Annotated in this window: 25 protein-coding genes; 12 read left to right on the plus strand and 13 right to left on the minus strand. The window is 29.3% G+C overall.

Going from position 1 to position 12,347, the window contains the following annotated elements; all coding sequences use genetic code 11:
• Positions 1 to 24: 24 nt before the first annotated feature.
• The 6 genes from SIB45_RS06495 to SIB45_RS06520 form a co-directional block, all read right to left on the minus strand.
• Complete coding sequence (locus tag SIB45_RS06495; RefSeq protein WP_011862734.1) at positions 25 to 279, minus strand: chlorophyll a/b-binding protein; 255 nt, start codon at positions 277 to 279, stop codon at positions 25 to 27.
• Between the two features lie 518 nt (positions 280 to 797).
• Positions 798 to 971 carry a hypothetical protein gene (locus SIB45_RS06500; protein ID WP_187146064.1) on the minus strand — a complete coding sequence of 58 codons (174 nt, stop codon included), beginning with the start codon at positions 969 to 971 and terminating at the stop codon, positions 798 to 800.
• Between the two features lie 96 nt (positions 972 to 1,067).
• Entirely contained in the window at positions 1,068 to 1,280 is a 213-nt protein-coding gene (locus tag SIB45_RS06505) for a TIGR02450 family Trp-rich protein (RefSeq protein WP_011862736.1), read from the minus strand.
• Between the two features lie 181 nt (positions 1,281 to 1,461).
• Complete coding sequence (locus tag SIB45_RS06510) at positions 1,462 to 1,671, minus strand: hypothetical protein (protein WP_041484755.1); 210 nt, start codon at positions 1,669 to 1,671, stop codon at positions 1,462 to 1,464.
• A 10-nt stretch (positions 1,672 to 1,681) separates the two neighbouring features.
• Positions 1,682 to 1,852 (minus strand): hypothetical protein, encoded by a 171-nt coding sequence (locus tag SIB45_RS06515; protein WP_011862738.1) that lies wholly within the window; start codon positions 1,850 to 1,852, stop codon positions 1,682 to 1,684.
• A gap of 60 nt (positions 1,853 to 1,912) precedes the next feature.
• Positions 1,913 to 2,119 (minus strand): hypothetical protein, encoded by a 207-nt coding sequence (locus tag SIB45_RS06520; protein ID WP_011862739.1) that lies wholly within the window; start codon positions 2,117 to 2,119, stop codon positions 1,913 to 1,915.
• Between the two features lie 174 nt (positions 2,120 to 2,293).
• On the opposite strand from SIB45_RS06520, the gene SIB45_RS06525 reads away from it, so the two are divergent.
• Positions 2,294 to 2,959: an SDR family oxidoreductase gene (locus tag SIB45_RS06525; RefSeq protein WP_011862740.1), complete on the plus strand. Its 666-nt coding sequence runs from the start codon at positions 2,294 to 2,296 to the stop codon at positions 2,957 to 2,959.
• 533 nt (positions 2,960 to 3,492) lie between these two features.
• On the opposite strand, the gene SIB45_RS06530 is transcribed toward SIB45_RS06525, so the two are convergent.
• From SIB45_RS06530 to SIB45_RS06550, 5 genes are all read right to left on the minus strand, one after another.
• Complete coding sequence (locus tag SIB45_RS06530; protein ID WP_011862742.1) at positions 3,493 to 3,747, minus strand: hypothetical protein; 255 nt, start codon at positions 3,745 to 3,747, stop codon at positions 3,493 to 3,495.
• Positions 3,747 to 3,974: a hypothetical protein gene (locus SIB45_RS06535; RefSeq protein ID WP_011862743.1), complete on the minus strand. Its 228-nt coding sequence runs from the start codon at positions 3,972 to 3,974 to the stop codon at positions 3,747 to 3,749. Before SIB45_RS06535 ends, SIB45_RS06530 begins: the two co-directional genes overlap by 1 nt.
• A gap of 90 nt (positions 3,975 to 4,064) precedes the next feature.
• Entirely contained in the window at positions 4,065 to 4,220 is a 156-nt protein-coding gene (locus SIB45_RS06540; protein ID WP_011862744.1) for a hypothetical protein, read from the minus strand.
• A gap of 16 nt (positions 4,221 to 4,236) precedes the next feature.
• Positions 4,237 to 4,488, minus strand: coding sequence for a hypothetical protein (locus SIB45_RS06545; protein WP_011862745.1), 252 nt, complete (start codon positions 4,486 to 4,488; stop codon positions 4,237 to 4,239).
• Positions 4,489 to 4,777: 289 nt separating this feature from the next.
• Positions 4,778 to 4,903 carry a hypothetical protein gene (locus SIB45_RS06550; RefSeq protein WP_011862746.1) on the minus strand — a complete coding sequence of 42 codons (126 nt, stop codon included), beginning with the start codon at positions 4,901 to 4,903 and terminating at the stop codon, positions 4,778 to 4,780.
• A gap of 535 nt (positions 4,904 to 5,438) precedes the next feature.
• On the opposite strand from SIB45_RS06550, the gene SIB45_RS06555 reads away from it, so the two are divergent.
• Together SIB45_RS06555 and SIB45_RS06560 are read left to right on the plus strand one after the other, a co-directional pair.
• Complete coding sequence (locus SIB45_RS06555; RefSeq protein WP_011862747.1) at positions 5,439 to 5,675, plus strand: hypothetical protein; 237 nt, start codon at positions 5,439 to 5,441, stop codon at positions 5,673 to 5,675.
• 22 nt (positions 5,676 to 5,697) lie between these two features.
• Positions 5,698 to 5,940: a hypothetical protein gene (locus tag SIB45_RS06560; protein ID WP_011862748.1), complete on the plus strand. Its 243-nt coding sequence runs from the start codon at positions 5,698 to 5,700 to the stop codon at positions 5,938 to 5,940.
• Positions 5,941 to 5,960: 20 nt separating this feature from the next.
• On the opposite strand, the gene SIB45_RS06565 is transcribed toward SIB45_RS06560, so the two are convergent.
• Together SIB45_RS06565 and SIB45_RS06570 are read right to left on the minus strand one after the other, a co-directional pair.
• Positions 5,961 to 6,152, minus strand: a complete 192-nt coding sequence (locus SIB45_RS06565) for a hypothetical protein (RefSeq protein ID WP_011862749.1) — start codon at positions 6,150 to 6,152, stop codon at positions 5,961 to 5,963.
• A gap of 98 nt (positions 6,153 to 6,250) precedes the next feature.
• Positions 6,251 to 6,562: a DUF3303 domain-containing protein gene (locus SIB45_RS06570; RefSeq protein ID WP_011376267.1), complete on the minus strand. Its 312-nt coding sequence runs from the start codon at positions 6,560 to 6,562 to the stop codon at positions 6,251 to 6,253.
• Positions 6,563 to 6,844: 282 nt separating this feature from the next.
• Here SIB45_RS06570 and SIB45_RS06575 point away from each other — a divergent pair, with 282 nt between their 5' ends.
• The 9 genes from SIB45_RS06575 (at position 6,845) to pstC (ending at position 12,341) form a co-directional block, all read left to right on the plus strand.
• On the plus strand, positions 6,845 to 7,228 hold the full coding sequence (locus tag SIB45_RS06575) for a hypothetical protein (protein WP_011862750.1): 384 nt from the start codon (positions 6,845 to 6,847) through the stop codon (positions 7,226 to 7,228).
• A 96-nt stretch (positions 7,229 to 7,324) separates the two neighbouring features.
• A complete protein-coding gene (locus tag SIB45_RS06580; protein ID WP_011862751.1) occupies positions 7,325 to 7,462 on the plus strand; it encodes a hypothetical protein in 138 nt (45 codons plus the stop codon).
• Positions 7,463 to 7,583: 121 nt separating this feature from the next.
• Positions 7,584 to 7,937 (plus strand): DUF1499 domain-containing protein, encoded by a 354-nt coding sequence (locus tag SIB45_RS06585; protein WP_011862752.1) that lies wholly within the window; start codon positions 7,584 to 7,586, stop codon positions 7,935 to 7,937.
• Positions 7,938 to 8,013: 76 nt separating this feature from the next.
• Positions 8,014 to 8,145 (plus strand): hypothetical protein, encoded by a 132-nt coding sequence (locus tag SIB45_RS06590; RefSeq protein ID WP_011818220.1) that lies wholly within the window; start codon positions 8,014 to 8,016, stop codon positions 8,143 to 8,145.
• A gap of 183 nt (positions 8,146 to 8,328) precedes the next feature.
• Positions 8,329 to 9,384 (plus strand): potassium channel family protein, encoded by a 1,056-nt coding sequence (locus SIB45_RS06595; protein WP_011376270.1) that lies wholly within the window; start codon positions 8,329 to 8,331, stop codon positions 9,382 to 9,384.
• A gap of 54 nt (positions 9,385 to 9,438) precedes the next feature.
• Entirely contained in the window at positions 9,439 to 9,792 is a 354-nt protein-coding gene (locus tag SIB45_RS06600) for a c-type cytochrome (protein ID WP_011862753.1), read from the plus strand.
• Positions 9,793 to 9,945 carry a hypothetical protein gene (locus SIB45_RS06605; protein ID WP_011862754.1) on the plus strand — a complete coding sequence of 51 codons (153 nt, stop codon included), beginning with the start codon at positions 9,793 to 9,795 and terminating at the stop codon, positions 9,943 to 9,945. It abuts the gene before it with no gap.
• Positions 9,946 to 10,316: 371 nt separating this feature from the next.
• Complete coding sequence (pstS, locus tag SIB45_RS06610) at positions 10,317 to 11,288, plus strand: phosphate ABC transporter substrate-binding protein PstS (protein WP_011862755.1); 972 nt, start codon at positions 10,317 to 10,319, stop codon at positions 11,286 to 11,288.
• A gap of 105 nt (positions 11,289 to 11,393) precedes the next feature.
• A complete protein-coding gene (gene pstC, locus SIB45_RS06615; RefSeq protein WP_011862756.1) occupies positions 11,394 to 12,341 on the plus strand; it encodes a phosphate ABC transporter permease subunit PstC in 948 nt (315 codons plus the stop codon).
• Positions 12,342 to 12,347 lie beyond the last annotated feature (6 nt).

A 12,347-nucleotide genomic window follows, 5' to 3' on the forward strand; every position in this document is an offset into this window, starting at 1 on the left:
TTAAGACATTAACTTATTGATGTTTTAAATAAAACCAGGTATTATCCACCCAAAAAAACCGTAGTTTATTATCAAAGCTAAAAAACCAATCATAGCTAATCTCCCATTTGTTATTTCAGCATTTTTCCAAAATTTACCCATGTAGTTTTTAATTTTTTTCGAATTTCTATCTATCAAATAATTTGGTTCTAAAGGTTCCTGCAATCTTTTGATTGCGTATAAGGAAAATTGAATTGTAATTGCGATGATAACAACTATAAAACTAGTAAGTGCATCCATTTTTAGATTTCATTTGTGATCATTTAGTAAGCCAAAAAGTGAATGACATTTGTAAGTATCCAACATTTCCTAATTCCGCTTTATTGTCAGAGGAAACTTAACTTGAATTATTAATTAATGTAACATATTTAAAAAAAATTAGTATGAATTCTTACTTTTTCTTAGGATTTCAGATTTTAAAGAACTTTAATGTTACATTTATGTGTCAGATTTCCAAGAGTAGTCTTTATTAAATTGCAATATTAGATCTAAAGACTTTTCTCTAAGTTAGATAGAGTATCGAAATTTCTATAGGAATTTATTTTCAATATTATTTATTTAAATTAATTTTTAGTAACTAGAAATTATTATTTTTGTTTGATTTCTGGAAGGTAAAATTTATTGCCTAATGTATAACCAATTGACATAAGTACGAACCCGATAAGTTGAGGTAAATGAGAATTTGCAAGAGAGATTTTTTCAATCATTTCTCAATCTATAAAATAATATATTAATAAAAAAATTTTAATTGTGTAAATCTATTTTTTTTTGGATTCTTTAATTTCCCCAGATTTTTTTAGTGAATTAACAAGTCTTTCATTTTCTGTTTTTAAATTTTCTAATGCAGATTTTGTGAATTGTTCTTTAGCCTCAAATTTTGCTGAACTTATAACTTTTTTATTAGGCAGTTTTTTCTTCGGTTCTGACTTCATATTAAACAAGTTTTAAAAAGCTTAGAAGTTATTTTTTTGTATTAGGTATTATTTTTTACAGTTTACTGGTTAATAATATTTGTTTACATAAACAAATTAAACTTTATCTTTTGGGAGCCTTAACCATCCAGTAGTCCATTCTGATTTAAGTTTTGCCCATGAAATCCTTTTAATATCTTTTTTATTTTTGGTAGGAAAAATATCAACCCACCTATCTTCATTTTTTCCACCATAAGCTTTAACTTGAAAATGCCTATTTCCATTTATAGTTTTTGGTGCTGTCCAACACAAAGTAGGAGGCCATTTCATGAGAAATTTTAGAACTTATAAAAACTAAAGGTTGCTTTGCCCTGTCAAAACCAAACCATAATATGCAATCGTACCAATAATCAGCACTATACCTAGTATCCTAATAATCATGATTTAATATTTTTAAATTCAAGTTATCTTAAAGAAGTTTTATAAATTTGAGTTGAAGATTTAATATTTTCTAATTTTTCTTTTTTTTATTTCTAACTAACGAGTGGCAAGATTCAGGATGCCATTCATTTTGTATCTTGCCAATAAAATCATAAATAAATGAATCCGGACATCCAGTTTTTTTTTGAAGTTCTGAAAGTTCTTCTTTAATGAATTCATATACACTCGTTATTACCCCTAAATTTTCTTCTTGGGAGGGAGCCCATTTTTTATTCTCCATTAACTTTTTTTCAATTATTTTCCACAATATCGTAATAGGTTATGTCTCCATAATCAGCATCTGAACAACAAATATCTCCATATAGTTCCTCTAACAAATCGTACGCATCTGAATATTTATCAAAACTTTGAGTTGTTAATTCGTCATCTTTCCCATCAATTCTAATTATTTTGTAGGTCATTTTTTACTTAGATGCAAAAAGTATTTTTTGATTCATTAGATCATTTTATAAGTAAAAATCTTATTTAGGAGTATTTGTTGGGTAAAGCTTCTGAATTTTATTTTTCTGAATTTCTATTTTTCTTCTTTCATATTTTTTTGCCATTATTTTTCTGATAAATAATTGTGGGATAAGCCAAACTAATGCAATAGCTATAGCCATGAAAGCGGGATTTCTCCACGTTAACCTAATAATCTCTTGTATAAATTCTTGATTGATAATTTCCATACATTAAATTTTGATGATAAAAATATCTTTGCTTTTTTTATAAAATCTTTTAAATTTCATAACCCATCATAACCTTTAAAAAATCTAGTAAGGAATTTTATAAATTTTTTCTTTTTCTAGTTCTTTTTCTTTATATATTTGAGTTTAGATTAATTTTTATTTTTTAGTTTAGAGATGTCGACTTATCTAATTACAGGATCAAATAGAGGTATTGGATTAGAACTATGTAGGCAAATTCATAAGAGGGGAGATAATGTAATTGCAACGTGTAGGAAAGCTTCAAAAGAACTTAGGGATTTAGGTGTGAGAATTGAAGAGAATATAGAAATTTCTTCTTATGAGTCGATAACAAACTTGTGTAAAAAACTATCTGGAGTTAATTTAGATTGCATAATTCATAATGCAGGAATTTATGAATTTAATTCTTTTGAAAACTTGGATAAAAAAAGTATTTTGCGGCAATTTGAAGTCAATGCATTGAGCCCAATATGTATGACTCAATCACTTAAACATTTTTTAAAAAGATCTTCTAAAGTTGCTTTTATCACAAGTAGAATGGGATCTATTGAAGATAATACATCTGGAAGTTCTTATGGTTACAGGATGTCTAAAGTCGCTTTGTCCATGGCAGCAAAATCACTTTCTGTAGATTTATCAAAAGAAGATATTTATGTAGCTATTTTGCATCCTGGGTTAGTGAGTACAAGAATGACTGGCTTTACAAGTAATGGAATTAGTCCTGAAGAATCAGCAAATGGCCTTTTAAAACGTATAGATTCTTTAAATAAAAATAACTCGGGTTCGTTTTGGCATGCCAACGGAGAAGTTTTACCTTGGTAAAATCTATATTTTTATTTTTAAGAGGGTTATATTGTTAATTTGTTAAAAAACTTTTAAATTTTTAACGAATTTCTTTCTTTGTTTAATTCTTTTAGTTATCTTTAAAAAAACATTAGTAAAGGAGGTGATTCATTGTCGTATCTACCGAAAAATGCGGTTATTAAAGGGGCCGTGAATTCAGTATCTTCATCACATTTATCGGTCTCTTTTTCTTTGATTAAGAAAAAAGGTTTTATAATCAATAGATTTATATAAATCAGTTACTTAATATTTAAAAGCTCTGCATCTCGTGAAGTTGCAGAGCTTTTTTTATGAATTTAAATAGTCTTTTAAAATTTACTCTATCTTTTTTGGCCGAAGTAAATTAAGGCTAAAAAAGATAAAGTGCTTACCAAAGCAATTAAGTACCATCCAGTTGAGGAGTTGCTAGTTACTTCGGTCATTTATTTTGATTCATCGGAGGAATTGATTATTTGAGTGAAAATCACAATTGATATCATTAAAAAAACTAAAAGGATGTAAGTTACGTTCATTTATAGAAAAATGCTAATTATCAAAAAAATTATTCCTAGAACTACCGTAAGAATGGCTCCATCTACTAACAAGTCTTTCCATGTATAACTTTTAAGCATCCTAGTTTTATCTTCTTCACTCATAAGGTTCTTTAACCACGTCCAATCTAAAAGCTGTGTCAATGCAACACCAAATATTAAATGACCAAACAAAATACCAATTAGATCAATTCTAGAAATATTTTTAGTGAGACTTGTAATAATAAAAAAGTCCACTAGCTTTTTTCTTTATTAGATAAGGCACCACCTTCTTCTTTGTATTTTTCCCAAGCTTCGCTTATTTTTGCTTTAGAGAAATTTTGTTTTCCCTCAGAGAATTTATTTTTGAGGTTATTTAAACTATTAGTCAGTTCTTTTTTTGTTGGTTCATCAAGAAAGTTTGATGTTAATTTCCATAAATACCAGCTACTAGCTAGAAGAAGGATTAATCCGAGTAATTGCATATTAGTTTTTTACCATCCTACAACTTTTCAAATGGTTTCGATAAATTAATTTATTTAATACCTGCAGAAATTTTTTGACTTAAATAAAAATTAAAACTTTAACCAGTGGAAAAATATTCTATCCAGCAGCCATATAGTTAGACCCCCTTCTAGGAAAGCTAACCAATACATCCCATAATCAGAAAATCCCATTTGTTTTTTTACTGTTTTTATTAATTTTTTGTGAGCTTGAATGAGATCTTTCATGAACAATCAAATATTTTTAAACCTGCTGAATTTCTTTAACTAAAAAACCCTTCCCATAGCAGGATAGACATGTTTTAGTCTCATCTAATGAAATTCTTAGAAAACCCGCTCCATTACATCTAAAGCAATTTACTTTAGTGTTTGAATAGATTTTTGATTTAATTTTAGCAGCACGATTTAAGTAAGAAACAGTTTCTTTACGACCGTTTGCTTTGGCGGCTTTGTTTAAAAGCTTTTTGTAGTTGACTTTTAGTTCTTGGATATTCATCTTTTATAGAAACTATGATGCGAATACAGGAAAAGTAAATGTTTAAATAATTTTGAAAAATTTTTCTCGTTTATATTTCTAATACGATCTCTTACTGAGATTTAAATAATATAACTAGGATTTGGTTTATATGTTTACTATCTGGAGTAATTAGATTGTATATTTAATAGAAATTTTATATTTAACAAACTAAAACTTTTCTGGGTGATCATATAAGAGAAAAATTCTCGTCTTTGAAAGGAAGCTTAAATAATTGATTGTTTAAAAAGTATTTAAAAGCTCTAGTACATCATCCAGCCTTTTTTAGGTTTTTAACTAAAAAATCATTTTCATTAGTAAGAACTTCAAGCTTAGATTTTTCCAACTCTTTTTTGATTTCGGGATTTAAATCCTTTTTTGCCTCGTTTAGATTCATAGGATTTTTGCCTAAAATTTATTTAAAAGACATTTGAGATCATAGTGATCCCAAAAAAAAATTGTGGATAGTTTTTTAAAAAAAGAAGACTATATTTTATTTTGCACATAGAAATTCAAATTTAATCAACATATTGTGGAAAACCCTGTTGAAAAACGCTTAAAAAGTGGATAACTCTTCGGGAGCATTATCAAAACTAGCTTTTCAGGAAAACTTTTTAAGTATTAATACTTCATCAAAAAAAATAAAATATAGTTTAAAAAGTAACATAATCTCTTGTTATAACTATGGGATCATTACTTTTAATAAAAAGATTATTTATCTATACGAGAAGCTCATGTTGATAAAAAATTCTGAAAGTTTTTTCTTAATGATGTATCAAATTGAAAATTAAAGTGAAGAAAAATCAATCTAAACTTGAAATTTTTAATTTTTGTCATAGCTGATTAAAAATTGATTAATTCGGTTTTCTCTATGCAAATATTTCTCGAACTAAAACTTAATCAAATAAATTTAATTAAGTTAATTATTCAAAATGACAGAAGAAAAAAAGGATTCAAAAAAATGTTCTGGAAAGAAAAACATTATGTTTGCTTATGGTTTTATACAACTGGGATCTAGTTTTGTATCTGCAATAGCTTTAGCTGCAATAGCTTTTGGATTCTGTTCATTAAAAAAAGAGTCTAAACTTTTCAATGAATGTGTTGCCGAAATTATTGAAGATGGTGGTACCAAATCAGAGGCGGTAAGGTATTGCAATGGGGGCAATTAAAAGCCTCTCACAGAAAAATTAAATGGATTCGACAAGTGATTTGATTATCGACTCATTAAAAGAGGAACCAATTGGAGAAACTAATCACTTTATTTGGTTCATAACAGATATTGGTATTGCTGCCTTATTTAAAAGAGAGGAAAACTTCGAAACTTATAATTCTAATGTCGATATTGAAGCAAATATAATTGGTTTGGATATAACTAAAGAGGAAAAAGAGTATCTCAAAATAAAAGAAAGACAGCTCTTCTTGTTTTATTCATAATCTAGGATTTAGTTCTTGATTTAATAGGATGGCTCAAGGTGAAAATTAGGCTCTTTAATATTATTATCGCTAATTAATTCGTAGGTAAGCTCTTTATTTAGGGCATTTATATAAGATGTATAAAGTTTCCCCCAAACAAATTCAAATTCATCTTTACTTAAATTCTTGAAAAGAATTTCTCCTTTGAAGTAAATGTGATAAGAATCATTCATTATGGAAAATTAATCTTATTCTTTTTAACGCAGTTATATTTGTATGTAGTATTAGGTGCTACTAAAAAGAAATTTATATTTAGAAGTTAGAAATACTTTTAAACCATCCTTGTATTCATTTTTTGTTTTTTGAATAATCCGACTGTCTCATCAAGATCCATACACGGCTGAATGCTTATATCCATTAACCTTCTCCAGGGATGCCATTGCTTCCAAATTGTCTCAAGAGAATCTGCACTCACTACAGAATGTCCAATCCCATTTTGAACCATAAAAATCCAAGAATGAACCTCATAGTTTTCAGGTCTGTTTTGGGGACCACCCGATTCGTACCAATTAATTAGCATTTCTGCCCCTTCTTCTTGATCCTCTCCATCTGTAAATTCGTAGGAAATCAAATACCTTTGCATATAGATTATTATTAAATCTCTAAACTATTTTAACTCTAGATTTAGATATTGCCTCCCAATTTAATTAATGCTATGAAGTTTATAGAAATGATTGTTTTAAATGATCGAAAGATTTGGGAAAATTAAAAAAAATATTTTCACTAATTTATCTTTTATAAATAAGACAATCTTGAAGTATTTTCAAAACCATGATCTGTTCGTATAGCTCCAATTAACAGATAAAATTTGATACTTTTTAAAATACCCTAAATTAGTTACCATATTTGTACTGTACAGATACCAATGATAGATAAAAAAGATCAAAGAAATCCAATTGATAATTTAGAGTATGAAAAAGTTTTAGAAGAAGAAATATTTAATTCGTACGAAAGTAAATTTCAGAAAGATACTGAAGAAGATATTAAAAAGATTAAATTCTACAGACTTAAAAGAACTCCATTAGAGATACTAAATAGGTCATTTTTCTTTTTCTTTATTGGAAGTTTTCTTTTCTCTTTGTTTTTAGCTTATTCAGAAAGTAAGTTGTGGTTCATACTTTATGTAATAAGTGCATTGTCATGTGTTTTCTATACTCCTAATAGGAAAGCACTTAAAGAATTAATAGCAGCTTGGCCAAATATAGAGGATCTCATTAAGGGGAGGAGTTTGTGGAGAAAAGGCAAGTAAATAGATTATGAAACCTTTAAATGCATTTAAAAAGTGGTTATTAAATATTCTTGTGCCATACATAGAGGGCACCAACAAGAAAAAAGAGGATAAAAAATGAGTTTAATAAAGGTTGGAATTATTGTTGAAATATTTTTGTTTGTGGGAGTTTTTTTATGGGTTAGGAAACTAAATAGTAAACAAAATAGGCAACCATCTCTATCAAAAAAAACAATAAAAAATCTCAAATTTTAGAATTTTGATCACAAAATAAGGATTCTTTATAAAGAGATCAAATTTATGGGAAAAATCTTTACTTATTTTCTCTCACTTTGTGTATGAAATCGGTTAGAACATCTATATCGTTTTAAAAAATATGGTTTCTTCCATTCAAGGTCTTGCTCCAATTACTAACCCATTAAATAGTGTCTTAATTGAAAAAAAACTAATAAATGTTGATCAGAAGTTTATTCAACTTGTTTCTCTGGCAGAAGGTTTACCTCGAACAGAAGTTATTGAAAGTGGAAGGAATTATTGGAGAGGTGTTTGTAGAAGCTTAATTTTTAGATTTCCTGATGACCTTGAAATTTTAAAGCTTGATGTAAGAAGTTATATAGATAGATCAAAAGGAATCATTCAAATAAGATCTGCAGCAAGATTAGGGCAATCAGATTTAGGCGTTAATCTAAGAAGAGTGGAATACTTGTTTAATCAATTAGAGAAATTTTAATTAATCTGTTTTTATAAATTTAAGGTTCTTTTTACTAAATAGTTGTGCTTTAATTCATAAGAATGTTTGAATTGCCATGGTAAAGATAATCTTAGTTGGAATAATTGTAGCGCTTGTATATTCTCAACCTGATCTTCGTCTTACAGTCGCTGATTGGTTAAAAGCAGCTTCTGATTTTCTTATTGAATCAGTACAAGTAAAACCTTGAATTAATTTTTAATGAAGTATTAAAAAAGACCTGAAACAGTAATCATTTGTTTAATGCATATAGCTACGAAAATAAATATTATTATCCTGCTTAATATATATTTCACTTAAACAAATAAATAGTTTTAGGAACATAATAGAAAATTTTTTTGAAATTTTTGAATAGTTAACGATAATAAGGGATATGAAGCTTAGATTATTTGAGTTCTATTTTATTAAAGACTATTTAAGGCCTTGGTTTGGTCTTATTTATTCTTTATTCTTTCTGTTTTTTTTAGGTGCAATTGGCTATCGAATAACAGAGGGATGGGAATGGAGTGATTGCTTATGGATGGTTCTGATCACAATAACCACTATTGGTTTTGGAGAAGTTCAACCTTTAAGCCCTGAAGGCAGGATAGTAACTGTTTTAGTAATCGTAGGCGGATTGATCTTTATTCAATTTACCTTTCAAAAAGCTGTTAGATTATTCGAATCCGGCTATTTTCAAAGAGTAAACGAATTACGTTTTAAAAGACTTCTTAGAAAAATGGAAAATCATGTAATTTTGTGCGGATATGGGAGGGTAGGTCAGGAAATATCTAACCAAATAAAAACGCAAAATATTCCAATTATTGTTGTTGAGAGCGATGAAGATAGAAAAAAGATTGCTGAAGAAAATGGTTTAGAAGTTCTTTGCGCTGATGCAACTCTTGACGAGACTTTAAAACTAGCAGGATTAGAAAAATGCAAAAGTTTGGTCGTCACTTTACCTAATGATGCTGCAAATTTATATGTAGTTTTGAGTGCTAAAGGGATAAGAAGTTCTATAAGAGTAATTGCAAGAGCTGGAACTGAAGAAGCCGCAAGTAAATTGAGATTAGCTGGAGCAAGTATAGTCGTAAGCCCTTATATAGCTGCAGGAAGAGCAATGGCATCAATGGCTTTAAGACCAATTGCTATTGATTTTCTAGATCTACTTGCAGGAAGTGAATGTGAAATTGAAGAATTTGAATTAAGTAATGATATTAGTCTTTTTGAAACAGCAGAGAAAAGATCACTTTCTGAACTTGGAATAGGTAAAAAAAGCGGTGCAAAAATATTAGCCATTAAAGAAAATGAAAAGTTGTTCACTAATCCTGGAGGTAATTTCATACTTCAACCAGGTCAAGTATTAATAGCCTTTGGTAGTAAAGAACAGCTAAATATTTTGAATGGTCTGTTAGGTAATCTTGTTGTAGCAGTAGAGCTATTAAAGTAGATAGATCGAGATTCAGAATTAATTGCTAAATTGATTGTGGGTGGAAAAAATCAAATGAAAATATTTAAATTTCTATTTGTAATTCCTTTAATAACTTTAATAATTATTTTTCAAACCTCTTTGCAAAATAGATATCTAATGGCTTCTGATATTAGAGATGGAGAAACAATTTTTAGAAATGTCTGTGCAGGCTGCCATGTAAGAGGTGGATCAGTCGTTCTCAAAGGTTCTAAATCATTAAAACTTTCCGACCTTGAAAAAAGAGGAATAGCAGATGTAAATTCAATAACAATAATTGCGAATGAAGGGATTGGTTTTATGAAAGGTTATAAAAATAAATTGAATGATGGAGAAGATAAGGTTCTTGCACAATGGATTATTCAAAATGCAGAAAAGGGTTGGAAGTAAATGAAAAGAATACTTCTTGCATCATTTTTATTTCTATTAGCTGAATATTCTTTTGCTGAGGAATTAATTAATTACACAATTACATCTGATTCTCAAACAAATACTTTAGAAGGTGATTTAGAGGCCAAGGGGAATGTAGTTATTAAGAAGTAGTAATGGAAATTTTGAGGCTTATTCGGACAAGCTTTCTTATGATAAGGATGGAAAATTTCTAAAACTTACAGGAAATGTATCTGTAAAAAACTTAGAATCTGAAGGAATATCCATTGAAGAAACATCTGGAGATGAGTTGATTATATTTACTGATAAAGGACTTTATGAATTCAAATCTCAAAATAAAAATAGAGTAAAAACAAAAATTAAATTCTAAATAAAGAGTTGATATTTAATTTCTAGCTGATCTCTTAATGCAGAGATATACATAATTATTATTTATATCAAAATAATTTGATTAATAAATCTTGAAATTTTTAAATTAACTTTTGGCTGTAATTTATATTTGACATTATTATTACTCATTAAAAGTGGGCATTTTCAAAAAAGTCCTTATTTTATCTTCTGCTATCTCATTAGTTCTCTCTCAAGAAGCGATTGCTTCAAAAAGATTGAGCGGAGCAGGTGCTACATTTCCCTCGAAAATTTATACTAGGTGGTTTTTTGACTTAGCCAAATCTGGTGGACCAAGGGTTAATTACCAAGCAGTTGGTTCGGGCTCTGGAAGAAAAGCTTTTATAGACCAAACTGTAAACTTTGGTGCATCAGATGATCCTATGAAAGATTCTGATATAGAGAAAGTAACTAGAGGACTAGTTCAAATACCTATGGTTGGTGGAACTATTGCTTTTGGTTATAACTATGATTGCGATTTGAAACTTACACAAGAGCAAGCAGTACGAGTTGCAATGGGTATGGTTAAAAACTGGAAAGAATTAGGTTGTAAATCAGGAAAGTTAACTTGGACCCATCGTTCTGATGGTTCAGGAACTACTAAGGCTTTCACAAATTCTATGGAAGCATTTTCACCAACATGGACTTTAGGAACTGGTAAATCAGTAAAGTGGCCAGCAGGCGTTGGAGCAAAAGGTAATGCCGGTGTTGCAGGTGTAATTCAAAACACTCCAGGCGCAATTGGTTATGTAAATCAGTCATATATTAAAGGTAATGTTAAGGCTGCTGCGATTCAAAATCTTTCAGGTGAGTTTCTAAAACCATCTGCAGAGGCAGGAGCTAAGGCTCTTAATGGTATTACTTTAGATGAAAATCTTGCGGGTAAAAATCCTAATCCAACAGCAAAAGGCGCGTACCCTATCGCTTCATTGACATGGATACTTGCTTACGAAAAAGGTAATGGTAGAAACACTAAAGCAATAAAACAAGCCTTTAATACATTATTAAGTGATGAGTATCAAGATAAGGCTTCATCCCTTGGATTTATTCCCTTAAAAGGGAATATCCTTTTAAAATCAAGAGCTGCCGTTGAAAAAATAGGTAGTTAAATTTTTTAATAGATGTCAAATTATCATGACTTTCATATACCTTTAAGTCCTCTTAAAGTCTTTTACAGCATTTAGTAGTAGATTTATAGAGATATTCTTTTTTTAATGGAAGAGAAATTAACTCTTTTCAAGAATCGTAAAAGATTCGGTATCGAAAAAAATATAGATATTATCTTCAAAAATACTGCCCTAGTCTTGTCTAGTTTCGTAGCAATAATACTTTTAGGAATTATTTTAGTAGTCTTTTTTCAGTCATTTGAATCCTTTTCAAGGTATGGCTTGAAGTTTTTAATAACCTCTGAATGGAATCCTGTAAAAGATGAATACGGAGCTTTTACCGCAATATATGGCACATTAGTAACCTCATTTCTTTCGTTATTAATAACTATCCCTTTGGGCGTTGGAACTGCAATATTTATTACTGAGGACTTTGTACCGAAAGTTTTTAGAGAAATAATAGGTTCTTTTGTTGAATTATTAGCAGCAATTCCATCAGTTGTATTGGGACTTTGGGCAATATTTGTTATGGAACCTTTTTTCAGAGCCTTTTTTGTCTTTTTACATAATTTCTTTGGTTGGATACCTTTATTCAGTACAGAACCTACAGGCAGGAATTCTTTGTTAGCAATATTGATTTTAGTAGTAATGCTTTTGCCAATAGTGACTTCCATTGCAAGGGATTCACTTAATCAGGTTCCTAAAAAGCTAAGAAATGCGGCTTATGGAATTGGAGCTAGTAGATGGAAAACAATATTTTCAGTAATTTTGCCGGCAGCATTATCAGGAATTATGGCAGGTGTTCTATTGGCTTTAGGTAGGGCAATGGGAGAAACAATGGCTGTGACAATGATTATTGGTAATTCAAATGCATTTAGTTGGTCTCTATTATCTCCTGGTTATACCATTTCCTCCATGCTCGCAAACCAGTTTGGTGAGGCTGATGGAAGTCAGGTTTCATCACTCTTTTATGCGGCTTTTGTACTTATGATCCTTTCTTTAGTAGTAAATATCTTTGCGCAATGGCTAGTTAAGAAATTTAGTCTCAAATATTAGATAATT

Source organism: Prochlorococcus sp. MIT 1304 (assembly GCF_047305015.1).
In the GTDB taxonomy this organism is placed as follows: Bacteria; Cyanobacteriota; Cyanobacteriia; order PCC-6307; family Cyanobiaceae; genus Prochlorococcus_A; species Prochlorococcus_A marinus_E.